Source organism: Streptomyces sp. Je 1-4 4N24 (assembly GCF_026239515.1).
In the GTDB taxonomy this organism is placed as follows: Bacteria; Actinomycetota; Actinomycetes; order Streptomycetales; family Streptomycetaceae; genus Streptomyces; species Streptomyces nigrescens.
Genome location: NZ_CP110836.1, coordinates 1,123,417 through 1,147,891 on the forward strand (window position 1 = coordinate 1,123,417; position 24,475 = coordinate 1,147,891).

General features: G+C 71.1%; 22 protein-coding genes. 14 read left to right on the forward strand and 8 right to left on the reverse strand.

Annotation, left to right across the window (positions count from 1 at the left end; genetic code table 11):
• Positions 1 to 241 precede the first annotated feature (241 nt).
• The 6 genes from SLV14N_RS04670 to SLV14N_RS04695 all read left to right on the forward strand — a co-directional run bounded on the left by SLV14N_RS04670 (position 242) and on the right by SLV14N_RS04695 (position 9,327).
• Positions 242 to 1,528 (forward strand): MFS transporter, encoded by a 1,287-nt coding sequence (locus SLV14N_RS04670; RefSeq protein ID WP_263268217.1) that lies wholly within the window; start codon positions 242 to 244, stop codon positions 1,526 to 1,528.
• 284 nt (positions 1,529 to 1,812) lie between these two features.
• Positions 1,813 to 3,120 (forward strand): hypothetical protein, encoded by a 1,308-nt coding sequence (locus SLV14N_RS04675; RefSeq protein ID WP_263268218.1) that lies wholly within the window; start codon positions 1,813 to 1,815, stop codon positions 3,118 to 3,120.
• 169 nt (positions 3,121 to 3,289) lie between these two features.
• Positions 3,290 to 4,339 carry a UDP-N-acetylmuramate dehydrogenase gene (locus tag SLV14N_RS04680; protein ID WP_259670720.1) on the forward strand — a complete coding sequence of 350 codons (1,050 nt, stop codon included), beginning with the start codon at positions 3,290 to 3,292 and terminating at the stop codon, positions 4,337 to 4,339.
• A gap of 207 nt (positions 4,340 to 4,546) precedes the next feature.
• Entirely contained in the window at positions 4,547 to 4,687 is a 141-nt protein-coding gene (locus SLV14N_RS04685) for a hypothetical protein (RefSeq protein WP_020397713.1), read from the forward strand.
• A 90-nt stretch (positions 4,688 to 4,777) separates the two neighbouring features.
• Complete coding sequence (locus SLV14N_RS04690) at positions 4,778 to 7,927, forward strand: lantibiotic dehydratase (protein WP_263268220.1); 3,150 nt, start codon at positions 4,778 to 4,780, stop codon at positions 7,925 to 7,927.
• On the forward strand, positions 7,924 to 9,327 hold the full coding sequence (locus SLV14N_RS04695) for a lanthionine synthetase C family protein (RefSeq protein ID WP_263268222.1): 1,404 nt from the start codon (positions 7,924 to 7,926) through the stop codon (positions 9,325 to 9,327). Before SLV14N_RS04690 ends, SLV14N_RS04695 begins: the two co-directional genes overlap by 4 nt.
• 279 nt (positions 9,328 to 9,606) lie before the next feature.
• Here the strand turns inward: SLV14N_RS04695 and SLV14N_RS04700 are convergent, their stop codons facing one another.
• The 3 genes from SLV14N_RS04700 to SLV14N_RS04710 all read right to left on the reverse strand — a co-directional run bounded on the left by SLV14N_RS04700 (position 9,607) and on the right by SLV14N_RS04710 (position 11,773).
• Entirely contained in the window at positions 9,607 to 9,891 is a 285-nt protein-coding gene (locus SLV14N_RS04700) for an acylphosphatase (protein WP_174857758.1), read from the reverse strand.
• A 70-nt stretch (positions 9,892 to 9,961) separates the two neighbouring features.
• The gene (locus SLV14N_RS04705; RefSeq protein WP_208679870.1) at positions 9,962 to 10,735 is read right to left on the reverse strand and encodes a DUF72 domain-containing protein; all 774 of its coding nucleotides are present in this window, start codon (positions 10,733 to 10,735) and stop codon (positions 9,962 to 9,964) included.
• Positions 10,736 to 10,891: 156 nt separating this feature from the next.
• Positions 10,892 to 11,773: an alpha/beta fold hydrolase gene (locus tag SLV14N_RS04710; protein ID WP_263268224.1), complete on the reverse strand. Its 882-nt coding sequence runs from the start codon at positions 11,771 to 11,773 to the stop codon at positions 10,892 to 10,894.
• Between the two features lie 58 nt (positions 11,774 to 11,831).
• Between SLV14N_RS04710 and SLV14N_RS04715 the strand changes: the two genes are divergently transcribed.
• Positions 11,832 to 12,305 (forward strand): MarR family winged helix-turn-helix transcriptional regulator, encoded by a 474-nt coding sequence (locus tag SLV14N_RS04715; protein ID WP_263268225.1) that lies wholly within the window; start codon positions 11,832 to 11,834, stop codon positions 12,303 to 12,305.
• A gap of 229 nt (positions 12,306 to 12,534) precedes the next feature.
• On the opposite strand, the gene SLV14N_RS04720 is transcribed toward SLV14N_RS04715, so the two are convergent.
• Positions 12,535 to 13,152, reverse strand: coding sequence for an MBL fold metallo-hydrolase (locus tag SLV14N_RS04720; protein ID WP_263268226.1), 618 nt, complete (start codon positions 13,150 to 13,152; stop codon positions 12,535 to 12,537).
• A gap of 204 nt (positions 13,153 to 13,356) precedes the next feature.
• Between SLV14N_RS04720 and SLV14N_RS04725 the strand changes: the two genes are divergently transcribed.
• Positions 13,357 to 14,088 (forward strand): dienelactone hydrolase family protein, encoded by a 732-nt coding sequence (locus tag SLV14N_RS04725; RefSeq protein ID WP_263268227.1) that lies wholly within the window; start codon positions 13,357 to 13,359, stop codon positions 14,086 to 14,088.
• A 217-nt stretch (positions 14,089 to 14,305) separates the two neighbouring features.
• Here the strand turns inward: SLV14N_RS04725 and SLV14N_RS04730 are convergent, their stop codons facing one another.
• Together SLV14N_RS04730 and SLV14N_RS04735 are read right to left on the reverse strand one after the other, a co-directional pair.
• Positions 14,306 to 14,953, reverse strand: a complete 648-nt coding sequence (locus SLV14N_RS04730) for a response regulator transcription factor (protein WP_263268228.1) — start codon at positions 14,951 to 14,953, stop codon at positions 14,306 to 14,308.
• Positions 14,938 to 16,197 (reverse strand): sensor histidine kinase, encoded by a 1,260-nt coding sequence (locus tag SLV14N_RS04735; RefSeq protein WP_263268229.1) that lies wholly within the window; start codon positions 16,195 to 16,197, stop codon positions 14,938 to 14,940. Before SLV14N_RS04735 ends, SLV14N_RS04730 begins: the two co-directional genes overlap by 16 nt.
• Positions 16,198 to 16,458: 261 nt before the next feature.
• Here SLV14N_RS04735 and SLV14N_RS04740 point away from each other — a divergent pair, with 261 nt between their 5' ends.
• On the forward strand, positions 16,459 to 16,899 hold the full coding sequence (locus SLV14N_RS04740; protein WP_263268230.1) for a hypothetical protein: 441 nt from the start codon (positions 16,459 to 16,461) through the stop codon (positions 16,897 to 16,899).
• A gap of 37 nt (positions 16,900 to 16,936) precedes the next feature.
• On the opposite strand, the gene SLV14N_RS04745 is transcribed toward SLV14N_RS04740, so the two are convergent.
• Positions 16,937 to 17,434 carry a MarR family winged helix-turn-helix transcriptional regulator gene (locus SLV14N_RS04745; protein ID WP_263268231.1) on the reverse strand — a complete coding sequence of 166 codons (498 nt, stop codon included), beginning with the start codon at positions 17,432 to 17,434 and terminating at the stop codon, positions 16,937 to 16,939.
• 345 nt (positions 17,435 to 17,779) lie between these two features.
• On the opposite strand from SLV14N_RS04745, the gene SLV14N_RS04750 reads away from it, so the two are divergent.
• Complete coding sequence (locus SLV14N_RS04750) at positions 17,780 to 18,454, forward strand: DUF4142 domain-containing protein (protein ID WP_208679873.1); 675 nt, start codon at positions 17,780 to 17,782, stop codon at positions 18,452 to 18,454.
• A 121-nt stretch (positions 18,455 to 18,575) separates the two neighbouring features.
• On the opposite strand, the gene SLV14N_RS04755 is transcribed toward SLV14N_RS04750, so the two are convergent.
• Entirely contained in the window at positions 18,576 to 19,715 is a 1,140-nt protein-coding gene (locus SLV14N_RS04755) for a substrate-binding domain-containing protein (RefSeq protein WP_263268232.1), read from the reverse strand.
• Positions 19,716 to 20,270: 555 nt separating this feature from the next.
• On the opposite strand from SLV14N_RS04755, the gene SLV14N_RS04760 reads away from it, so the two are divergent.
• The 4 genes from SLV14N_RS04760 to SLV14N_RS04775 all read left to right on the forward strand — a co-directional run bounded on the left by SLV14N_RS04760 (position 20,271) and on the right by SLV14N_RS04775 (position 24,223).
• On the forward strand, positions 20,271 to 22,637 hold the full coding sequence (locus SLV14N_RS04760) for an ATP-binding protein (RefSeq protein WP_208687698.1): 2,367 nt from the start codon (positions 20,271 to 20,273) through the stop codon (positions 22,635 to 22,637).
• Positions 22,618 to 23,094: a roadblock/LC7 domain-containing protein gene (locus SLV14N_RS04765; protein ID WP_026169458.1), complete on the forward strand. Its 477-nt coding sequence runs from the start codon at positions 22,618 to 22,620 to the stop codon at positions 23,092 to 23,094. Before SLV14N_RS04760 ends, SLV14N_RS04765 begins: the two co-directional genes overlap by 20 nt.
• Positions 23,095 to 23,247: 153 nt before the next feature.
• Complete coding sequence (locus SLV14N_RS04770; protein WP_208679875.1) at positions 23,248 to 23,661, forward strand: DUF742 domain-containing protein; 414 nt, start codon at positions 23,248 to 23,250, stop codon at positions 23,659 to 23,661.
• On the forward strand, positions 23,609 to 24,223 hold the full coding sequence (locus SLV14N_RS04775; protein WP_208679876.1) for an ATP/GTP-binding protein: 615 nt from the start codon (positions 23,609 to 23,611) through the stop codon (positions 24,221 to 24,223). The genes SLV14N_RS04770 and SLV14N_RS04775 overlap by 53 nt, the downstream gene beginning before the upstream one ends.
• The last annotated feature ends 252 nt before the right edge of the window (positions 24,224 to 24,475 follow it).

A 24,475-nucleotide genomic window follows, 5' to 3' on the forward strand; every position in this document is an offset into this window, starting at 1 on the left:
TCCGGGCGTCGGACAGCGGGCCCGAACACAGGAGCGGGGCGGTGCGGTGGCGCGCTCCTGGCGCGCCACCGCCATTTCTCGACACTCCCGACGGCTGCCGCCTCGGCAACAGGAGTAGCGTCCGCCCGGCATCGGCTCCGACACGCTCCTCGCCGCCCGGCGGGCACCCCTCAAGCGGTGCCCGCCGACGGACGGCCGGGGGCGCAGACAAGGCCTCACCAGGAAAGGCTGGCGCACGCTCGTGGAACCCCGTGGACGCACCCGTTGGGCGATCGGCGGACTGCTCGCCGGCGGTATCGTCGTCAACTTCCTTGACCGTACGGCGATATCGGTGGCGAGCTCCTCGATCGCCGACGAGTTCGGGCTGGACCTGCAGCAACTCGGTGTGGTGCTCTCGGCCTTCACCTGGTCGTACTGTCTGGTGCAGTTACCCGCCGGCATGCTCGTGGACATCCTGGGCGTCTCGCGGCTCACCCGGATCGCCTCCGCGTTATGGGCCGTTGCGGGCCTGCTCACCGCGGTGGCCGGCGGGGTCGGCCCCATCATCCTGGCGCGGCTGCTGCTCGGGGTGGCCGAGGGTCCCTCGATGGTCGGTGCCTCCAAGGCGACCGCGGCGTGGTTCCCCGTCAGTGAGCGCGGGATGGCGACGGCGCTGTTCGACGGCGCCACCAAGCTGGCCAACATGGTGTCGTTCCCGGTGCTGGCGTTCGTGATGAGCGAGTGGGGCTGGCGGGCCGGGTTCCTGTTCAGCGCCGCGGTCAGCCTGCTGTTCACCGTCGTGTGGTGGTGGGGCTACCGGGACCCGTCCGAGTACCGCTCACTGCGGCCGGCGGAGCGGGAGTTCATCCTCCGGGGCGGGGCACGGGACACCGACCGGGGCGGGCTGCGGCAGTTCCGCTCGGCCCTGCGCTCCGGCAGAGTCTGGACCGTGGCCTGTGGGTTCGCCTGTTACGGCTACACCATCAACATCGTGCTGACCTGGATGCCCGAGTTCCTTCAGCGGGAGTTCCATGTGCGGCTGCTGCAGTCCGGCTTCTACTCGATGGTCCCCTGGGCGATCGCGACGGTCGCCGAACTCGCCGTGGGGGGCTGGCTGGTGGACCGGCTGATCCGCCGGGGCCGCGACCCGTGGGTGGTCCGCAGGACCGTGCTGACCTGCGGGCTGGCGCTGGGCGGCACGATCGGCGCCGCGGGGAGCGCCGGATCACCCGCCATCGCGGTCTGCTGGATGTCCGTCTCGCTGGCGGGGCTGGCCATCGCCGCGCCGGTCGCCTGGGCGCTGCCCGGACTGCTCGCACCGCCGGGAGCGGTGGGGGCGGTCAGCGGGCTGATGAACTTTCTCAATACGGCGGCCACCGCGGGCGGTGTGCTGCTCACCGGCTGGCTGGCGCAGGTGACCGGGTCGTTCGACGCACCCTTCCTGTTCGCGGTCGCCGTGCTGGCGGTCGGGGTCGCGCTCTACTGGAGGGCGCTCGGCCCGGCGCCCGTGCGGGACCAGGGCCCGGCCCGGCAACTGCACAAGGTCTGAGGACCCGCGTTGCGTCGCCTCGTGATCAACTCCAGTACATGCACACCATGTGCAAGAGCTGTGTCAGTCATCACAGATTCGCAGTCCCGCTCCCGGGCATCCCTACTATGGCTGGGCAGTTCTCGGCAGGGGGCGTGGAAAGCGGCTATGGACACCATCGGCCCGGTTCCACTCCCGTCCGCCCCGGCTCCGGAGCGCCTCCGGCAGTCGCCGGAGCTGACCGGTCCTGCCCCTGACACCACTCTTCCCGCATCGAGCGCCGCCGCGGCCGAGGTTCTCCGCCGATGAACGATACGTCTGTGTTAGCGACCTGCCTGGCGCGATTGTCCTGGCCACCGGAGCGGCTGGCCCGTGAGATCAACAGGCGCTGCGGCAGCGGCACCATCAGCAGCAAAGCCCCGTACAACTGGCTGAAGGGCTCCTGCCCCCGGCGCCGGCTGCCGTACATCATCGCCAAGATCCTGTCCGACCACCTCGGCGAGGCGGTCACGGTCGAGGCGTTGTGGCCCGAGCACTTCCCGTCCCCGGCCCCGCCGTTCCGGCCGGTCCCCGCTCAGCAGCGCCTCGCGACGCCCGTCCAGCGGCCGGCCGCCCTCGATCCGCTCACCGCGTCGGTGGACTGGCTGGTGGCCGACGAAGCGCTGCCCCCGCCCTCGCGGTCGCGCGGCGAGCAGGTACCCGGGGTCGCGATCGAGATGCTGACCGTCAGAATCCAGCAGCTGCGGCAGCTGGACGACAGTGGCAGCAGCGGTCTCGTTCTGGACTGGGCGCTGCAGGACCTCCAGTGGGCGCAAAGGCTGGCCGCCAAGTACTCCTACGACGCCTCGACCGGACGGCGGCTGCACCGCATCATCGCCGAACTCGGCCAGCTCACCGCCTGGCTGACGGCCGATCAGGGCATGGACGAGCTGAGCAACTCCCGCTTCCTGTCCGCGCTGGGCGCCGCACGGGCCGCCGGCGACCGGCCGCTCGCCGCGTACATCATCTCCTGTATGAGCTACCGGGCCGGATGGGCCGGCCGGGCGGAGGAGGCGCTGCGGCTGATCCGTATCGCCCGCAAGGGGTCGGCGCAGGAGGACATGGGCATCGGCCAGGCGCTGCTGGCCACCCGCGAGGCCAGAGCCCATGCCAGTCTCGGCGACGAGGCGGCCTGTCAACGGGCCCTGGAAGACGCTGCCGAGCTCAGCCGGACGGGCAGGCCCTCGGCCGAGCCGCCCTGGGCGTACTGGCTCACCCCCGCGGTCATGGTGGCCGATGCCGGCCGCGCCTGGCTGGAGTTGGGGCGGCCCAAGCGGGCGGAGGAACGTCTCACCCGCGGCATCGACATGCTCCAGGGCAGCCAGCCGCGCAATCTGCTGCTGCACAGCGCCTCGCTGGCCGAGGCGCGACTGGCGCGCTGCGAGCTCGATGGCGCCGCGGAGGCCGCCACGGACGCGCTGGCCCTGGCCGAGAACGTCAGCTCGCAGCGCGCCCACGCGCGGCTGATGGCGCTCCGGCGGCGCTTTGTGCGGTACGACAGTGCGGTGGCGCGTGACATCGTGCAACGGGCCGACGATCTGCTGGCAGCGGGCCAGGCGCGGGCGGCGGGCTGAAGCATGAGCGCGATGTCCCGTCGTCCGTCGTGCCGTTCCCAGGCCGTCAGCAGGACACCGGCCCCCGCCCCTCGTGCGGGAGCGCGGCAGGGCGTTCTGCCCGTCACACACTGAGGGGCGGCCGCACCACCGCGCGCTCCCCTGACACGACCCCTCGACACGGAACGGCATCCAGGAGAAGCAGGAACATATGCGAGTCACTCACGAGGCACCGCTCGCCCCGATGACCACACTGGGCATCGGAGGACCGGCGGCGGTCCTCTTCGAGCTGTTCGACCCCGCGGACTTCCCCGAGTTCGTCACACTGGCCGACGCCTCCCCCGGCGAGCCGGTCTGTCTCGGCGAAGGAAGCAATGTGGTGGTCAGCGACGCCGGATGCGAGGGCGCCGTGCTGCGGATGAGCACCAAGGGCCTGCGCATGACCGGGAGCACCGCCGACGGACGGGTGCTGGTCGAGGTCCAGGCCGGTCATCTCCTCGGCGACCTGGTCGACACCACCATCGCCGAGGGCCTCACGGGGCTGGAGATGCTCGTGGGCATCCCCGGGACCACTGGCGCCACCCCGGTCCAGAACGTCGGCGCCTACGGTCAGGAGACCGCCGACTGCCTGGTGGAAGTGACGGCGTGGGACTGGGAGTTGCGCCGTATGGTCACCCTGGACGCCGCGGCCTGCGGGCTGGGCCACCGCACCAGTGTCTTCAAGCACTCCCGCCGGTGGACGCTGCTGACCCTGGTCTTCGCGCTGCGCCGGTCCGAGCTGAGCGCGCCGGTCACCTACCGGACGGTGGCCGGTGTGCTCGATGTCCCGGTCGGGAGCAGCGTTCCGCTGGAGGAGGTGGCCCAGGCGGTGCTCACTGTGCGACGGAGCAAGGGCATGGTGCTGGGCTGCAGCGGCACCGACGACCGATCGGTGGGCAGTGTGTTCCTCAGCCCCGAGATCTCCGCCGAACAGGCCGACGGCCTGCGGGCGCGCCATGCGCCGGTGAACCGCTTCCCCGACGGCTCGACCCGGGTGAGTGCGAGCTGGCTCATCCGGCAGGCCGGATTCGAGCTGGGCACCCCGGTCGTCACGGGTGTGCGCCTTTCCTCGCTGCACTACACACTGGTCGCCGATGAGGGGGCGACCGCCGCCGGTTTCACCCGGGCGATCGAGCTCGTACGCCAGGAGGTGCTGCACCGCACGGGGGTCCGGCTCACCTCCGAACTCGATTTCCTCTGAGGCGGCACACCGGCCGCGCGGGGCGCGTGCGGCCGAGGCCGGGCGCAACGTAACACAGGCCCGGAGCAGGGGCGTTGCTCCTTGGCCAAACATCAAACGCGCTTGACCCCGGTCCGCGGCCTCGGATGGAATACGTCGGCGGTTGCGAAATATCCGCGCAACAACCGGAAATACTCCGGAATTGAATTAACTTTCTTGGAGGGGATCATGGAGAACGTCACCATCAACGTGGACGAATTCGACCTCGACCTGGACATGGAAATCATGGAGTCGGCCGACACCGCCGTGAAGGCCCAGGACTCGAAGCTCATGACCCAGGTCTGCCCGCCCACCTCCTGGCGCTGCTGACACACGGATGCGGGGTGGTGCGGGAGTCGTCCCGCACCACCCCGCACCGTCGTCGGGCGAAGCGGGGCACGGGAACGAGGCGGGGCAAGCGTGAGCGATACGGGTGACGCGGCATTCGCCTGCGGAGAAGTGGCGCTGGTACGGGCCGCGGCCCTCCCGCTGCCCTCGGACGACACCCCCGCCCGGCAGCCCCGGCCGTCCGACGACGTGCCGCACGAGGAAGACCGGCTGCGCCGGCAGATAGCGGAACTCGCCGCCGACCCACGGCTCATGGAAGCGGTGAGCCTGGCCAGCGCGAGCCTGGCGGCGGAGGCGGACCGGGTTGTCGCGGGGGAACGGCTCAGACTCAAGTCGCTGCGCCGTATCGCGATGTCGCTGACGAAATACCGCTCACGGATGTCCCACCGCCCCACCCCCTTCGGCCTGTTCGCGGGGGTCGGTCTCGCCGGATTCGGACCGGCGCCCGCACGGGAACCGGTCGGCGGCCGGCGCAGTGTGACCCGGCCGGACGCGGCCTGGCTGGACGGCGTTCTGGAGACTCTGCGCGAGGTCCCCGCCGTACTGGAGCGTTCACGGCTCACGGCCAACAATCTGCACACCGTACGGAACGGCCGACTGGTGCTGGTGGACCACCATGACCGCACCGGAGAACGGCAGTTGGCGGGATCGGTGCGCGACACCCGGGTGGTCCGGCACCTCCTGGCCGCAGCCGCGTGCGCCACCCCCTTTCCCCGGCTGGTGGAAGAGGGGAAGCGGCAGTTCCCGCAGGCACCCGAAGGCGCGGTCGAGAGCAGCATCGTGCAGCTGGTCCGCGGCCACTTCCTGCTGACCGACCTGACGCCGCCGCCCGACTGCACCGCCCCCCTCGACCACGTACGCGACCGGCTGCACGGGGTCGACCATCCGACGGCGCATGAACTGCACGCCATACACGCCGAGTTGCGGGCCCTGGACGCCGCGCCGCCGGGCGGCCGGCGGGCCCGGCTGACCGCGGCCTCCGCGCGGATGCGAGCGCTCCAGCCGGCGGCCGACGTCCTTCAGACGGATCTCTCCCTGGACGTGCGGCTGACGCTGCCGGAAGAAGTGGCCCGGGAGGCGGCCCGTGCCGCGACGGTGTTGTGGCGGACCTCTCCCGTCCACCGTGGCAATCCGCACCTGCGCGACTACCACCTGGCCTTCCTCGAACGGTACGGCACCGACCGCCCGGTGCCGGTACTGGAACTGCTGGACGACGCCCGGGGCCTGGGGCTGCCGCGCCCCTACCGGGAGCCCGGTGCCCTGTCCTCCCCCGAGTCCGGGGAGCGCGACCGGGTCCTAGGCGAGCTGCTGATGGACGCGGCCCGCCGTGGCGCCCGGGAAGTGGTGCTCGACGAGGAGACCGTACGCGCCCTGGAACCGGCGGGGCGCGGACCGGCCCCCCTGAGCATGGAGGTAGGAGCCGAGCTGCTGGCGCCGGGCTGGGAGGCCCTGTGCGACGGGGACTTCCATCTGGTGCTCGCGCCTCAGGCGGTGTCGCCGCTGGCCGGGGCGATGTTCAGCCGGTTCGCGCCGGTGCTCGGCCGGTCGGGCGGGCAGATTCAGGACCTGGCGCTGCACGCGGAGCAGAGCGCGCCGGACGGCGAGATCGCGGCCTGTGTCGCCTACCGGCCCAGGGTGGCGCGTTCCGGCAATGTGTCCGCCGTTCCGCAGTGGCTCTCCCACCGCCTCCCCCTGGGTGTCGGGCCCGCCGCGGCGGAGACCGCGCACGATCTGCGTCTGGAGCATCTGGCGGTCCATGCGGATACGGACGGCCTGCGGCTCGTCGACGGACCGACCGGCCGCAGGGTGCGGCCGCTGTCGTACTCCATGCTCCACCCGGGCAACGGCCATCTTCCGTACGTGGCACGGTTCCTGCTGGAGCTCGGGCAGGAGGGCCGGTCCTTCTGCGCGCCGTGGAGCTGGGGCAGCTGGGCCTCGGCCCCCGCACTGCCGCGGGTGCGCCACGGCCGGACCGTGCTCTCCCCGGCGCAATGGCTGCCGGACCGGGCGCTGCGCGCCGCGGCCGACCAGGGGGACGAGGAGTGGAGTGCGCAGGCCGGGCGGTGGCGGCGGCGCTGGGGCGTCCCCCGGCGGGTGCTGCTCACCAAGGCCGACCACCGCGTCGCGGTCGATCTCGACGACCCGCTGGAGCTCCTGGTCCTCCGCGACGAGGTGCGGCGGGCGACCGGCCTGACACTGGTGGAGCGGTTCGGCGGCCAGGAGGAACGGCAGTGGTTCCAGGGCCCCGAGGGCTCCCATGCCGCCGAGTTCGTCTTCCCCGTCTTCGCCCGGCCCGCCGGCCGGAGCGCCGCACACCGCGCCCGGCAGGCCCCTCCCGTGACAGTGCCGGTCCCGCTTCTGACGGGTGGCCCCGACAGCCTCCGCGGCGCGCGTACTCATCTGCCCGGTGGCGAGTGGCTCTACGCGAAGATCTATGTGCCCCGGGCCCGCCAGCCGGAGGTGCTGGCCCGTCACCTCGGCGCACTGACCGATCCCGAGCTGCTGCGCAGGGCGGGCGCCGACCTCTGGTTCTTCCTCCGTTACGAGGATCCGGTACCGCACATCCGGCTGCGGTTCCACGGCAAGCCGGAATCCCTGTGGCCGGTGCTGCTGCCCGAGCTCCACTCCTGGGCGCGGGTTCGTGCGGAGGCGGGGCTCCTCGGGAACATGGTCCTGGACACCTACGAGCCCGAGGTCGAGCGGTACGGCGGACCGGCCGCCCTCGGGCACGCCGAGCGCGTCTTCCACGCCGACAGCGAGTCCGTCGTCACGCTGCTGGCCATGGCCCCCGACCAGTTGGGCGATCCATCGCTGCCGGCCGCGCTGGGCATCCTCGACATCCTCACCCGCCTCGGCTCCCCGGACGAGGCGCTCAGCCGGCTCAGCAGCCCGTCGGTGATGGAGCGCCGGGGAGAGGTCCCGCGGGCCCGCAAGCAGGAGGTCGCCGCGCTGCTGGATGCACACGGCCGGCCCCGGCCGCCGGCCGCGGCGGACGGCTGGGGCGTGGGGTGGAGCACCCGTGGCCCGGCGCTGGCCGGCCTGCGCGAGGTACTGTCCGCCGGTGCGACGGACCCCGAACGGACGTCGCGGATCGCCCTGAGCCTGACCCATATGCACTGCAACCGGCTGCTCGGACCGCTGCGCGAACAGGAACTGACGGCACATGTGACGGCCCGCGAGGCGCTGGCGCTGTGGCTCGGACGGAAGCGGAACAACAGATGACCGCCCCCCTCGCGCTGTGCGACGCGGCGTCGGACCTCGCCCACCACGTCGCCGATCTGCTGAGCTCACCGGAGCGGGTGGCCGACACCGCCCACGAGGCGTTCGCCGCGCTGCCGCCGGAACTGCTCCAGCCCGCCTGGCAGCCCGCGTCGCTGCTGCTGGGGCACCCCGGCATCGCGCTGCTGCACACCAGGTGCGCCCGGAACGACGCCCGGTTTGCGGCGGTCGGGCACGCCCACCTCGCGGCAGCCGTCGCGGCGACCACCGACGCCGGCCCGGCCGCGGTCGGTGATCTGCTGCTGCCCGCCCGGCTGCACGCCCAGAAGCACGGCGGCTACACCCGGCTGCTGGCGCGCAGCGCCGAGGTGCACGCCGGATACGTCCGGGCCCATGTCGCCCGGCTGGTGGCCCGGCGGCAGGAGCACGGCCCGGGGCTGGCGGCCGGCGATTACGACGCGATCTCGGGCCTGGCGGGTGAGGGCCGTGGCCTGCTGCTGGCGGCCGACCACGGCGACGAACGGTGCGCGCAGGCGCTCCGCGAGGTCCTCGGCTTTCTGGTCGGGATGACGCATCCCCTGCCGTCACCGGCAGGAGGCGACAGCCGGATGCCGGGATGGTGGTGCGCCCCCGACCGGTATCTCGTCCCCCGGGACCGGGCGGAGTTCCCGGACGGCGACTTCAACGTCGGTGTCGCCCACGGGATTTGCGGCCCGCTCGCCCTGATGTCACTGGCGTACCGCTCCGGACACCGGGTGCCGGGGATGCCGGACGCCCTCCGCCGGATGGCCGACTGGGTGGTGAGCCTGGGCTACCCCGACGATCTGGGCACACAGTGGCCCGGCCGCGTCGCCCGCCCGGAGGTATCCGGGGAAACTTCCCACCCCTCCCGACAGCGCCGGCACTCCCGGGAAGCAGGGGCGAGGAGCCGGCCGGGATGGTGTTACGGGACCTCCGGGATCGCCTGGAGCCTGTATCTGGCCGGGCGGGCGCTCGGTGACCGCCGGCTGACGGACCTGGCCGAGGACGCGGTCAGCGGACTGGTACGCCGCCCGTACGATGCCGCCGTGTCCGCCGACCCGGGCTTCTGCCACGGCCGGGCGGGCATCCTGCACACCGTGAGCCGGATGGCCGTCGCCACCGGACGGACCGAGTGGTGGCCGGCGGCGGACGAGCTCGCCCGGGAGCTCATGGCGGAGTGCGACACCCGAACTCCCTTTGGCTACCGCCAGGTTCTGCCGCCCTCCCCCCTCTCGGAGCCCGCACCGCACCGGGTGCACAACCCCGGTCTGCTGGACGGCGCCGCCGGAATCGCCCTCGTACTGGCCGACTACGCCGACGCCCGCCGGGGAGTCACCCTCGACGAGGTGAACGGCTGGGACGCGGCCTTCCTCATGGGCTGACGCGGTCGTGAGTCATGGGCCGGCATGGTCGCTCATCATGACTGACGCGGTCGTGCCTCAGGGCCTGAAGCGGTCGCTCATCATGGGCTGACGCAATTGCTCGTCATGGCTGACGCAGTCGCGCATCGTGCCCGTGGCGCCTCCGGCGGTGCCGGCCCGTGACACGTCGGGGCCGGGGCCGGGACCGGGATCGTAACCGTGACCGTGACCGGGACCGTGACCGTGACCGTGACCGTGACCGGGATCGTGACCGTGACCGGGATCGTGACCGTGACCGGATCAGAATCCTCCGGGTGTCGGCCGGATCTCGAAGCCCGTCAGCCCTTCCGGCTCTTCCTCCCGCACGGACACGGCGTCGACGGTGGCCAGGGGCGGCCCCTGGTGCACCCAGTCCACCAGCTTCTGCACCCGCCCGGGCTCCCCCTCGCACACGGCCTCCACCGTCCCGTCCGGAAGGTTCCGCACCCAGCCGGCCACTCCGAGCCGGTCGGCCGTGCGCCGGCAGGTGTCGCGGAAGAACACACCGTGCACCTCTCCGGAGACCACCACCCGTCTGCGGATCACCCGTGCCTCACCTCGTCACCTCGTTCGCTCGCCCCGCCGGTACGAGCGCAGATATATCCCGGCCCCTCGGTCACCGGGCGGCGCCACGCCCGGACGGCGCACGGCTCACGGAGCGGCCGGCCGCCGCGGCGGCCCGGGCGAAGCGGGTGGCGTCACGGACGGCCGCCCCGCCCGGATCGTTGTTGAAGTAGGTGTAGACGTCGGCCCGGTCCGGCCAGGTGTCGGCGATCCGCCGCGCCCAGGTGGTGAGCGCCTGTCCGCCGTAGCGCGGCCAGGGTTCCGCGCGGCCCTCGTGGAAGCGCAGATACCCCCAGTCGGCGGTCCGCCACAGGGGCGTCACGGGCCGGGACTCCCGGTCCGCCCAGCACAGCGCGGCGCCCCGCCGCTCCAGCACCGTACGGATCTCCGCGGTCCACCACGACGGGTGGCGGGGCTCGACGGCCACCCGGGTACCGGCGGGAAAACAGCCGAGGCAGTCGTCCAGCAACCCGGCGTCCACCTGCAGCGTGGGCGGCAGTTGGAGCAGGACGGGCCCGAGCCGGGGGCCGAGGGCGGCGGCCCGCGACATCAGGCGCCCTACCGGCTCCTCGGGATCCCGCAGCCGCTTGATGTGCGTCAGATAGCGGCTTGCCTTGACGGCCATCACGAATCCGTCGGGGGTCCGGTCCCGCCAGTCCGCGAAGGTCTTCTCCTCGGGCAGCCGGTAGAAGGCGGCGTTGCTCTCGACGGTGGCGAAGTGCCGCGCGTACTCCTCCAGCCACAGTCGCTGCGGCCGGTCCTGCGGATAGAGGACCTCACGCCAGTCCTTGTACTGCCAGCCGGAGGTTCCGACGAGAACGGTCATGACCGCATCCCTGCCCGCTGCGATACCCGGCATATCAGCCGTGCCGGGCCGCGGCGGCGCTTCGGACATCGCCAACCGGTACGGCGAGCGGCTCGCCGCCGGCCGCCCCTCGGTGGCCGTTGACGTGACCCCGCCCTACCTCCCCGACGGCGACATCTACACCTCCTCCGGGGGCGCCAGTGCACCACCGCGCATCTCGGTGCCCTCCTGCGCGGCTACGGTGCGCAGGAACGCCCCCAGGGACTCGTTGAAGGCGTCCGGGCGTTCCATGTTGGGGTAGTGCGCGGTGCCGTCGATGGTTTCGGCACGGCCGTGGGCGACGCTGTGCACCAGGCGTTCCCCCATGCCTATTTGGTCCTGGGCGTCGATGGCGCCGCTGAGGGCCAGCACCGGAACGGTGATCTTCGCCGCCCGCGCCCAGGTGTCGGCCACGGGGACCTGCCAGTCCGGTTCGGTGCCGGTGTGCTTGGCGAGCGTCCGTGCGGTCATCTCCCGCAGTCGTCGTACGACGTCCTGGTCGACGTCGTCGAGTGTGCGGTGCGGGCCGGGCGCGAACAGCATGAAGGCGTCGATCCAGCCCTCGACGTCACCGGCGGCCAGGGCGCGGGCCTGCTCGGCCATGACGTCCTTGACCCACGGGTCATGGAAGTCCGGCTCACTGGTCCCGGCGCCGCTGACGACCAGCGCGCGCACCAGCCCTTGGTGCTCCAGCGCGGTGTCCACCGCGGTGGCCGCGCCCATCGACAGCCCGACGAGGACCGCGGGGCCGACGTCCAAGTGACGCAGCAGCGCGGCGAGGTCGTCGGTGTGCCGGAATGCGCGGGTCGCGTTCGAGGAGGCGCCGTGGCCGCGAGCGTCCGGGGCGATCACCCGGTGGTTCTGTGTGAGGGCCGGTAACTGGTCGTCCCACATGCCGCTGTCCAGGAAGCCGCCGTGCAGCAGTACCACCGGCCGGCCGGCACCGATGTCGCGGTAGGCGAGGCGGCCGTCCCCGGTCTCGAAGGAACACATCTCAAGGGCATCAGTCATGTCAGTCATGACAACCAAGGTGCCATCTCTGGCAGGGAATTGGCAACCAAGGTGTCATCCTGGTGGGATGACCGATACCGAACCGCCCCTCGCGCCCGACGACCTCGCCCACCGGCTCACGGAGGTGTTCGACCTCGTCGGGCCCCTGTACCGCCGCGTACAGCGCAAGGTCGAACAGTCCGCACCGATCGAGGGGCTGTCCGTCGGCGTGCGGGCCGTGCTGGACCTGCTCCGCGACAACGGGCCCATGACGGTTCCACAGATGGGCCGCGCACAGGCGCTGAGCCGGCAGTTCGTCCAGCGCATGGTCAATGACGCCGCGGCACGGCAACTGGTCGAGATCACGCCGAACCCTGCCCATCAGCGGTCTTCCTTGATCCGGCTGACCGATGAGGGCAGGGCCGCCATCACCGCCGTACTGGCGCGCGAGCACGCCCTGCTCCGTCAGGTCGAGGGGGATCTGACCGACGCCGACGTCACGGCGTGCGTGCGGGTGCTCACGAAGATGCTCGCACTCTTCGACCACGTGGAGGTGGGCTGAGGAGCGCTTTCCGCACAGTGACTGGAGTCGCGCGCGGAGCGGCTCCTGGACCTCGTCATGGACGGTCTGCGGGCCGGCGCTCCCGGGGCCTGAGCCGCCGCGGCCCCGCCCGCACCGCCTGAGCGACCGCCGCACGAGATCGCCGGGCGCACCGGTCGGGGCGCGGCGGTCACCACTCCGAGCGGGCGGTCACCACTCCCAACGGGCGGCTACCGTTCCCGACGAGCAGTCACCGCTCCGAGCACGGCGACAGTGCGCCCGGCGGCAACCAGCTGTAACACCCGCCCGCTTCCTCGTCGAGCCAGCCGTTGACGCTGTGCAGGCCCCGCTCGTTGATCTGCGCGTCATGGATGCCGTAGGCACGCTCCGGCGCGACCGCCCGGACGAAGTCGATGGCCTCGGACGTGCGCAGCCAGGATGCCTGCAGGGGCACGAACAGCGTCTCCACCGGCTTGTCGGGCACATGGAGCGCATCGCCGGGGTGGTAGAGCCGCTCGTCGATCAGATAGCCGAGATTGGCGCAGTCCGGCACATCACCGTAGATACGCGCGTGCCGGCCACCGTGCGCCGTGACGGCGAAGCCCGCCGCGCTGAACTCCTCGCCCGGCTCCACCTCGTTGACGTCAAGGAGACCGCCGAAGTCCGCGCCCCTGGGCGCATAGACCGGCGCGCCGAGACCCTTGAGCCGCAGCACATCGACGTGGTCGGCATGCTCGTGCGTCACCAGGATCGCGTCGGCGCCGTGCAGCGCCCGCGCCTCGCTCCAGATGCCGGGATCGATGACCAGCGTCCCGCCCCCTGGGTGCTCCAACCGGACACAGGAATGCGTGTACTTGGTAATGCGCATCCCGTGGAGAGTAGGCGTCCGGGGTGCGGCCGTCGACCATCCTCGGCGGCCGTGGGGTCAACCCTTCGTGATACCTTCGGCGCCGCCGTGTACTGCTGCGCACTGAGGAGGTGAGACCGATCAACGCTGTGACAGGTCGGGGCTCCCTCTCTTACATGGCCTGGGGAGTGCCCGCAGAAGGCATCCCGAAAGGCTTGAAACGCTATGCGCTTCACCTCTGAGACGTCGTCCGACGGTGTCTCCGAACAGATCTTCACCCTCGGCGAGATTCCCGGCGTGCTGTGGACGCCGGAAGGTGCCGCCGGTATGCGTCCCCTCGTTCTGATGGGGCACGGCGGCGGGCAGCACAAGAAGGCCCCGGGCATCGCGGCCCGTGCGCGCCGCCTCGTGGCCGAGTGCGATTTCGCGGTTGCGGCGGTGGACGTACCCGGCCACGGCGACCGGCCGAAGGATGAGGAGTACGACCGGATCGCAACCGAGAACCAGGCCCGCCTGGCTGCCGGAGAGGAACTGGCTCCGCTGATCGCCGGTTTCCAAGCGCTGGTAGCTCGCCGGACCGTCCCGGAATGGCGGGCGGTCCTGGACGCGGTCCAGGGCCTCGCGTACGTCGGCGCTGGTCCGGTGGGCTATTGGGGTGTGTCACTGGGCTGCGGACTCGGCATTCCGTTCGTTGCTGCCGAACCCCGGGTCCGCGCGGCGGTGTTGGGCTTGGGTGGCGCGCAGGCATCAGCGGAGACCGCCGCACGGATCACCGTTCCGGTGGAGTTCCTGCTGCAGTGGGACGATGAGCGGGTGCCGCGCGCCCAGGGCTTGGCGTTGTTCGACGCCTTGGCTTCCGACGAGAAGACCCTGCACGCCAACCCCGGCAAGCACGGGGAGATCCCGGCATTCGAACTGGACAGCATGCTGCGGTTCTTCGCCCGGCACCTCGGCTGATTTCGCCGCCTGTTGTCCGGGACGTGCCGATCGGGACCCGTTCCCGATCGGCACCGGAGCCTATGAACGCGGCACCTGCCGGTCCATCGCGCGGCATCCGGGCGAAGAGGCGGCCTGTGCGCATCCGTGGCGGCTGCTGACCTGGCCCCGGGGCAGCAACTGAGGCGCCGTAGCTGCTGGTTCGTCGCACTCTCGCAGCAGAGGACCGAGAGGCATGTCAGGGCTCGTTCAGGTAGGTGAGGACGGCGAGGACGCGACGGTTGCTGGTGCCGTCATCGGTGATGCCGAGTTTGCCGAACAGTGAGGTGGTGTACTTGCTGATGGCGCTGTCACTGAGGAAGAGCCGCTGACCGATGGCCTGATTGGACAGCCCTTCGGCCATGAGGCTGAGCACGGAGTGTTCGCGTGCGGTGAGCCCTTCGAGGCGTCGGTGTGAGGAGCCGCTGGACAGCAACGTGGCGATGACGGCGGGGTCCATGGCCGTCCCGCCACCGGCGACCCGTTCCAGGGCATCGATGAACTGATCGGCGTCGAAGACGTTCTCCTTGAGGAAGTAGCCGATGCCGCCGACGCCGTCGGCCAGGAGTTCGCGGGCATACAGCTGTACGACGTGCTGCGAAAGGATCAAGATCGGGAGTCCGGGCAGTTCGCTGCGGGCGGCAAGGGCCACCCGCAGGCCTTCGTCCGACTGGGTCGGCGGCATACGGATGTCGACCACGGCAACATCCGGCCGCCATGTCAGCAGCGCGTCGAGCGTCTCGGGCCCGGTGGCTGCCGTCGCCACCACCTGGTGTCCGTACGCCTCGATGAGGCGGACCATCCCCTCGCGCAGGAGGTAGAGGTCCTCGGCTACAACGATGCGCACGGGACCATCATCCTCACACGGGTCGGACCGCCAGCCGGGCTGGTGATCTCCAGGGTGCCGTCGAAGACCGCAAGGCGGCGGCGCAGCCCCTCAAGTCCGCCGCCGGCCCGCCCGTCGGCCCCGCCCCGGCCGTCGTCCGCGACATCGACGACGAGGCCGGTGTCGTCCTGGGAGAGGGAGATCCGTGCCCGGGTCGCCCGGGCGTGCTTGATCGCATTGGTCAGCAGTTCGGCGACGCCGAAGTACACGGCGGACTCGATCGGCGGGTCCAGGCGTAGCGGAACCCCGGCACTGACCTCCGCTTCGAGTGGGCTGTCCAGGGCCAGAGCGCGCACGGCATCGATGAGCCCACGCTCGTTCAGCACCGGCGGGTTGATGCCCATGACCAGTTCGCGGAGCTCGGTCAGGGATGTCGCGGCGCCGGCCCGTGCTTCCCGCATCAGCGACTTGGCCTGGTCGGGGTCGGTCTCCATCAGCTTCTCCGCGGTCGCCAAAGAGAGCCCGAGCCCGACCAGGCGGGCCTGCGCCCCGTCGTGCAGATCCCGCTCGATCCGGCGGATCTCGGCGGCCTGTGCGACCGTCGTGTCCGCGCGCTGGGCCGTCAGCTCCGCCACCCGGTCCGCCAGCACCATCGCCGGCGACGCGCGCAGGAAGCGGACGGCCACCGGCTCGGCGGACCGCCAGGCATACGGGGCGCCGGCAACGGCCGCGATCAGGCCGAGCACGCCGACCAGGCGTGCGGAGAGCTCCGGCCGGCCGAACCCGAGGACCGCCACCGCGACGCCGGCCGGTGGGAGGGCCGCGATCACGCCCGCGGTGATCGGCGCGATCCCTGTGAAGCGCAGATCCCGCCAGGTGGCCGGATCACTCCACCGGATCCGCCATCGCTGGTCCAGGAGGGCGTCCCGACGGGTGCGCTCGTACGAGAAGCCGTTCCACCAGTAGCCGGTGGACATGCGCACCACCGGCTCGGCCCGCCGATACCCGGCGGGAATATCGGTGGCTGTCCACGTCGCGACGAGGAAGCGGAACATCCGGCAGACGGGGCGGGACAGGGCGAGCGTGCCGACACCGCCCAGCACCAACACCGGCACCCACGACCACGGGTTTCCCGCCCCCCACCGGATCGCCAGCGCCACGGCAGCAGCCCACACGGCCGGGACCAGCATGCTGACGGCCACCACCACGCACGCGCGTGCAAACCCGACGCAGGCGCCGGCCACCCACGACACCACCTGTCGCATGACCCCCCTCTTTCTGCTTCATCACCCCGGCCGTGGCACCCGTGATTCCCGGAATGTGCCGAACCGGCCGGTGCGGCTTGGTGTTTCCACTGTGCACCGCACGCCAGCCGTTACGCGCCGGATCGGCTGCGAAGTAGGTCTGGCCCCACCCATCCGTAGGCCCAGGCGCATACCGCGCCCCTGATGCGCTCCCTAGCGTCGACACCAGGTCGGATCACGTCAGGTCGGACCACATCAGTACAGAAGGAGACGCAGAGAGACATGGGAACCGCCAGCCACACCACGGCCGAGACCGCCCGCCTCAACCGTCCGCACCCCCACCGAGCCTTCGGCAAGGTGAAGGCGCTCGTCGCGGCCTACGGCGCGCTGAGCGCCGCAGTCCTCATGACTGTCGTCGTCCTCGCGAGCACCGGACACACGGTGACCCCGTTCATGTGGGGCCGATCGGCCGGTGTGCTCGCGAGTGCCGCGGTGACCTACTGGCTGACCGTCCTCGCTTCACGGGGAGCACGAGGGGCCTATCTCCGTGTGCGCATCATCTCGGTCGTCGTGCCGATCGCCATCATCGCCATCGACATGATTCCCGGTGCCCTCCCGCCGTGGTTCGTCCTGATGCAGGTCGCCTGCGCCCTCGTCCTCGGCGCAACCGCCTTCCTCGTCAACGGGTCCGGTCTGCGTGCCGCCTTCCCCGCGTCACGCTGAGCCCCCAGGAGCGGCGGGCGGCGGTGGCGGTGGCGGCTCACCCCAGCGGGTGTGTCTCCTCCGGTGTGTCCACGGGTGGTTCGCCGCCCGCCTCGTTGAACGCCGTGAGTGCCTCGATGAGCGAGGCGCGCTGCTCGGGGGCGAGGCGTTCGACGATGGCGCTGACCTCGGCGCGGCGGCGGGCGGTGACCTCCTCGACCGTACGCCGCCCCTCGTCGGTGAGCTGGAGCAAGGTCTCGCGCCGGTTGCCGGGGTTGGCCTGACGGTGTGCCAAACCCGCCGTGATGAGCCGGTCCACCATGCGCATCGCGGTCGAGGGAGCGACCTGCAGCAGTTCGGCGAGGGCAACGAGCTTGGTGGTGCCTCGGGTCGAGAGCACCACCAGCATCCGCAGTTGCGGCAGCGTCACCCGCTCCTCGGCCTCGCCGAGTGACCGCGCCGACACCGCAACCAGCAGCCTCGACGCCGTGAGCACCGCCCGGGTCACCGCATCCACATCATCCATGGCCCGCGTGGGGGCTCCGTGCTCCGCCATTCCCCATTTCTACCGCCCTGATCTCCCGATGTGCCCACCGGGACGCCGCGCGACGACGGCAGAGGGCCGGCAACCGGGCCGTGGGACAGCCATGCCCCTGCGGTGCGCTCGGCGTTGCGGCTCTCCGAGACGGCCGCCACCCCTTGCACCTTCCGGCAGTGGCACCCGGATTCCTGGCGTACGAAGGAAGCGCGGCATCCTAGCCCATCGCTGCCATCCGCTCCAGGGATTTGAGCATCGCCGCTGAATCGACTTCTTTGCTCAATGCAATGGTTAGCGTGACCGTGCCCCAACAGCCCCATGGGCGACAGCGCTCCGGCGACCCTCGCGCGCAATCCAGGAGGCATGATGAAATCTCACGCACGGAAATCGCAGCCCACATCGAGCCGCGGCCGTCTGATAGCCGCCGCGGTCGCTCTCATCGCTGCCATCGCGACCGTATCCGTGTGGCTCTCACAACGGAACAGCTCCGCCGACGAGCCGGCCTCTGCCCATGCCCCTGCCGCCAGAGCGCCCCTGGCCGGTCCCGAGGGAGGCAATACGGGCGCGGTCGGCGCCCTGGACAAGACCTTCCTCACCAAGGTCCGGCAGGCGGGGCTGTGGGAGATGCCGGCGGGCCGGCTCGCCCAGTCGCACGCGTCCAGCGAAGCCATCAAGCGCGCCGGTATGCATCTGCTCGAGGGGCACAGCAAGCTCGACCAGCTGGCCCGTGAGGACTCCGAGGCGCTGAACGTACCCATCCCCGACCAGGCCACCGCCGAACAGCAGGGCTGGGTGGACCAGTTGGAGAAGGCCCGGGGCAAGGAGTTCGACCAGATCTTCGTGGACCTGCTCCGCGCTTCTCACGGCAAGATCTTCATCACCATCGGCGAGGTGCGCGCCACCACCAAGAACTCCCTGATCCGGCGTCTGGCCACCCAGACCAACAACACCGTCCAGGACCACATGGAGGTACTGGAGGACACCGGACTGGTCACCGACGCCACCCTCGACGACGTGGCCTCGACCGTCCCCAAGTGATCGTCCCCGGTGACCGCCCCAAGTGACCATTCCCGGTGACCGCCCCAAGTGACCCTTCCCAAGTAGCCATCTGCCGACGGGACATGAGTGGCGGCCGGGAATCCGCGGCGGCCGGGGGGCGTCAATCGCCCCAGATCTTGCGGTACGCCTGGCGGTAGCCCTCGGAGTCCCAGGACAGTGCACCGCCGCTGTTGGCGGCCGTGGCGATGTGGACGGGGGCGACGTACCCGCTCTCCGGGGCGCCGGAGAACGCGCGGTTGAACTCGTCGATGATCTGCCAGCCCTGTTCGGAGAGCGGCTCGGGCACGGTGGCGGCCTGGAACTCCTTGCCGTTGACGCGCTGGAAGGCCGACGGGTCGCCGTCACCGGCACCTATGTTGAACGGGGCGCCGGCGCCGTCCTTGCCCGCGGCGCGCAGCGCGGGGGCGGCGTGCTGGAAGTACAGGTCGTTGATGGCGGCGGAATAGGTCCACTTGCGGCCGAAACGGGACAGCAGGGAGCGGACTTCCCCGATGGACCGGCTGTTGACCTGGGGGATGGGCATGTTGGTGTAGCTCAGCAGCTTGGTGCCGGAGCAGGTGGCGAGTTCCTTCTTGATCAGATCGGACTTGCGCTTCGCGAAGGGCACGGTGGCGTCGGTGAACAGGACGACGCCCGCGCGTCCGTTGGACCGGGCGATGATCCAGTCGGCGCTGATCTTCGCGACGTCCTCGACCCGCGAGGTGATGTTGCTGAAGAGCTGCGGATCCTTACTGGGGCCGGGAGCCGGAGCGGCGTGCCAGCCGATCAGCGGAATTCCCTCGGAGTTTGCCTTCTTGACCTCCGCAGGGGCGGCCCCGGGATCGAAACCGCTGATGACGATGCCGTCCGGCTTGAGGCGGAGGGCCCGCTTGAAGGCGGCCCGGAGACCGTCGGGCGTGCCCTCGCCGTTGAGGGTGCGGGCCTGCCACCCGACGATCTTGGCGGCTTCCTGGACACCTCGGGCGACGCCGGCGACGCCGGGGTTGGTCAGGGTCTGGGCGATGTAGACGACGCTCTTGCCGCGGACGGCCTTCGGCCCGGTGGTGGGCCCCCTCCAGGGGGCGTTGACCGCCTCGGCCTTCTTGACCGCTTGCTTGGCCCGGGAGAGGGCGGTGGGGCATCCGGGCTTGGCGGAGCTCCGGTGGGACGCGGCGGCGCCGGCGCCGGATTCGCAGCCGGATGCCGTGGCCATGACCAGGAGTGCGGCGGCGGTCACGGCCGCCTTGCGGGTGGGGTGCACGGTTTCCTCGCAGGGCAGGATGAGGATACGGGTCGGTGTGGGGGAGACAGAGTACGGGTGGCGAGGCACGGCGGTGCAGCCACCTTCGGGAAGGTCCGGCGCCTGCCGCCGACACCGGGCCCGGTGAGGAACCGGCCGTTTGGCACGCTTCTCCTACGGACACCGGCCCATCGGCCGAATGACATTCCACAAGCAAGGAACGGGCCAAACATGACAAAGAGTTGAATACCGCTTGGCCATTGATCGTCATGTGTTGCATGCGCGTGCGCAGGCGGTAATGTTCACGGCCGGTCGGACATGTGGCGCAATCCTTTCGCTCGCAATGGGAGCGAAATCCATTAAGCGTCACATTTCCCCGTCGTCGGCGGTCGGCAACAACACCACCTCGGTCACCGCTCAGGAGCACGTCGCAAGGAGGCCTGGGTGTCTGTGGACACAGTGGACCCGCCACACGAACCGGACCGGTCCCGGCGTTCACCGTTGAAGCCGACGTTCCGTCAGCAGGCGGGCGCCCTCCTGGACCGATGGCCGTTCCGGCGGAAACTCAACGTTCTGGTGATCGCGCCGGTCGCGGTCGTCGGTGTACTGCTGGCCATCGGCGTCAACAACCAGATGGACAAGGCCCAGGACGCCGACCGGACCGCGGAGCTGGTGCGCGACAGCGAGCAGGTCACCAGGCTGATCAACGACGTCCAGGCCGAACACCGGCAGGCCCTGCTGCTGTCCGTGGAGCAGGAGTCGGTCCGGCCGGGCGACGCCCTGCCCTCCACCGCCGACTACCGCCGGACGCAGCAGACCACCGATGAGCAGGTCACCGCCGTGCGTTCGGCGTTCGGGCCGGGCCTGCCGAAGGACGAGGCACGGGCCCTCGACTACATCCGGAGCCTTGCGGTGCTGCGCGACAAGGTCGAGCGGGGCTCGGTTCCGGCCGCCGGTATCGACCCCGCGTACGCCGCCGCGGTCGGCTACCTGATCGACGGCATCGGGCTCGACCGCTTCATCGGCACCTCGTCGTCCTCGGTCACCAATCTCCTCGACGCCGTACTGCGCGCCGACGCCGCCCACGCGGCCTTCGAGAGCGGGGTGTTCTCCGCCCAGACCCGGGATGCCAACGCGCTCACCGAGTACACCCGTGCGGCCGGCGCCCACCACCTCTACGACGAACAGGCGGAACGCTTCGCCAGGATCGCCGACCCGGACCAGGTCCTGCGCCTGGGCGGGATCGAGCGAGACGCCGAGGAGAACGGCATCGAGGCCCGGTTCGCGGAGCTGCAGATCGATCCGGGCTCCCTGCAGGGCCAGACCCCGCAGCAGCTGCGCAAGGCGATCGCCGCCGGCACCCGGCAGGCCGAGACCCGCCTCGACATCACCCGGTCGCTGATCGACCAGATCGCCGTCCGGGCCGACAGCCTCTCCACGGACGCCCTGCGCACCGCACTGGCGATGCTCGGCCTCGCCCTGCTCGGCTTCGCCTCCTGGCTGACCTTCTCCGTCCTCGTCCGGCGCTCGGTCGTCCGTCCCCTGACGGCCCTGACCGGCGCCGCCCAGCAGGTGGTCGACGTGGCCGGCGGGGAACTCGCCAAGGTCGAGGACGACGAGTCGCCGGAGCGCACCCCGCTGCAGCCGCGGCCGATCCCCGTCCCGGTCCAGGACGAGATCGGCCACCTGGCCGAGGCCTTCAACCAGGTGCAGGTCACCGCCGCGGCGCTGCTGGAGCGGCAGGTGCTCAGCCGCCGCAACGTCGCCGAGATGTTCGGCAACGTCGGGCGCCGGGTCAGCAACCTCACCTCACGCCAGCTCATGCTGATCGACGCCGTGGAACGCGAGGAGACCGACCCCGACGTCCTGGAGCGGATGTACCGCATCGACCACATCGCCGTACGCCTCCAGCGCAACGCCGACAGCCTGATGCTGCTCGCCGGAATCCGGGACCCCGAGATGGAGGCCCGGCCGACCACCCTGGTCAATGTCATCCGGGCAGGGCTCGGCCAGATCGAGGGCTATCAGCGGGTGTCCCTGCGGTCCGAGACCGAGGTCACCGTCGGGCCCGACATCGTCGACGATCTGACGCTGATGCTCGCCGAACTGCTGGAGAACGCGGTCTCGTTCTCGCCGTCCGACACCCCCGTCGAGGTGGTCGTGCGGCCCGGCACCGACATCACCTCGGACGGTGGCGCGCTGATCGAGATCATCGACCACGGCCTCGGGATGAGCGCGGAGCGTCTCGACGAGGAGAACTCCCGGCTGGTCCGCCGGGAGCGGCTCGACCTCGTACCGACCAAGGTCCTCGGCCTGTTCGTGGTGGGAAACCTCGCCCGGCGCTCGGGCATCCGGGTCACCCTGAGCCGTACGCCGGGCGGCGGGGTCACCGGCACCGTCTGGCTCCCCTCCGCACTGCTGCTGGCCGTGCACCCCGCCGCCACACCGTCCCCGGCAGCGGACGCGGCCGGGCCCGAGCCCGTGTCGGAGCACCCGGCCACGCCCGAGCAGGCGCCCACCGCGCCCGCGCCCGAGACGGCCTCCGCCACGCCCCTGCCGGTGCGGACCCCCGCCACCACGCCCGAGCGGCGGCCCGCCGCCCCCTCGCGGCCGGGCGAACTCCCCCGGCGCCTCCCGCACCGCACGGACGCGGAGCGGACCGCCTCCGCCTCCGCGTCCGAGCCGAAGCCGGGGGACGCCGCCCGCCCACTGCGACGGCGGGTACGCGGCGCGACGCTCAACATGACCACCCCGACGGCCGACCGAGAGGCGCAGGCCGTGCGCCGGCCCGTCGACGCCGACGCGGTCCGTTCGGAACTCGACGAATTCGAAGCCGCCGTACGCAGGGCGGAGCAAGAAAGTGCTCCTGCCCCGAGGGACGCAGTGCCCTCGTCACACCAGCAACCCCGGAAGGAGTCGGGCAGTGACGACGCCGACAGGTAAGAGCAGTTCCGAGCGGGCGGAACCCATGGATCTGACGGCCGCAGCGGCCGACTTCACCTGGCTGCTCGACCGGTTCGCCACCCAGACCGCCGGGGTCGTCGACGCCATCGCGGTGTCCTCCGACGGCCTGCTGATCGCGGTCTCCCAACTGCGCGAGCAGGCCGACTCCGAGCGGCTCGCGGCGATCGTGTCGGGCGTCACGAGTCTGGCCGCCGGTGCGTCCGGCAACTACGGCCTCGGCGGCCTCAACAAGGTCATCATCGACCTGGAGGGCGGCCATGTGCTGGTGTCTGCCATCGGCTGCGGTGCCGTTCTCGGCGTGGTGACCTCGAAGGAGGCGAAGCTCGGCAACATCGCCTACGAGATGACCCTCTTCGCCAACCGGGCCGGGAGCGCGCTCACCCCCCAGCTGGTCCTGGAGCTCAAGAAGAACGCCGGTGCCGCACCGGCCCGCTGACCCGTCCCCCACCACGGAGGCAGGGAAACAGCCGCTGAGAAGAGGATCATGATGGCCGCCGGTGAACCAGGACCGGACGAGGGTGGGGGTCCCCCCTGCGCATGGGGGTCCCCCCGCTCGAGCGAAGCCGAGAGTGGGGGAGGAGCCGAGAGCTTGAGGGAGGGCCGCGACCCGGATCCGTCGGAGCCGGCCGGCCGTGCTCCCGCGATCCGGCCCTTCCTGCTGACCGCCGGCCGGGTGGCGGGCGGCTCCGGTCCACCGCTCCCGGTCGAGACCCAGGTCGTGGCGACCTCGTCCGGGCTCGCCGTGCTGCGCTCGCTCGCGTTCGAACAGCACGACATCGTGGCCGCCTGCCGACGGCCGCAGTCGGTGGCCGAACTGGCCGCGCGGCTGCACCTCCACCTCAATGTGGTCCGGGTGCTGGCGGAGGACCTGCGCGCCGCCGGGCATCTGGCGGTCCACGTCCCGAACGCCGGCACAACCCAGGACATTTCCGTACTGCGAAGGGTTATTGATGGTCTCCGTGCCGTCCCCGACTCACGGGGCACACTCCGTGACAGCGGTTGAACAGCCGCCGGTACCGGTCAAGTTGGTCATCGCCGGGGGCTTCGGCGTCGGCAAGACCACGGCCGTCGGCTCGATCTCCGAGATCCGGCCGCTGACCACGGAGGCCGCCATCACCGAGGTCGCGGCAGGCGTGGACGACCTCACCCACACCCCCGGCAAGACCACCACCACGGTCGCCATGGACTTCGGCTGCCTCACCATCGACCCGACGCTGAAGCTCTACCTTTTCGGCACGCCGGGTCAGGACCGGTTCGGGTTCATGTGGGACGACGTGGTCGAGGGCGCGCTCGGCGGACTGGTCATCGTGGACACCCGCCGTCTGGACGACTGTTATGCGGCAGTGGACTACTTCGAGCACAAGGACATCCCGTTCGCCGTCGCCGTCAACGCGTTCGACGGCGAGGTGCACCACAACCTCGACGAGGTGCGCTGGGCGCTGGACGTCTCCGACCACGTCCCGCTGGTCGTCTTCGACGCACGCAACACGGGTTCGGTCCGGGACGCACTGCTGGTCGTACTCGAAGTCGCCCTGTCCCGCGCGGAGCACACCACGGCGGGCTGACTCCCGGGGCCTCGCCGCGGCGGGCGGCTCCCTGCGCCCGCGGTCCGTAACTACAGGTAAGTGATCAGTCTCACTCGGTACGGGACCCCGCCCGCGGTCCATACCGTCCTCCCGGCTGCCATCATCCCTACCGACGCGGGATTCAGCTGATTCCGCACGGACCGAAATAACAGTGAAAACAGGGGTGTTGGCGTGAAATCAGGGTGGTCGCGGTGGACCGGTCGACGGCGGGCGGGCACCGGCGCGGGTTCC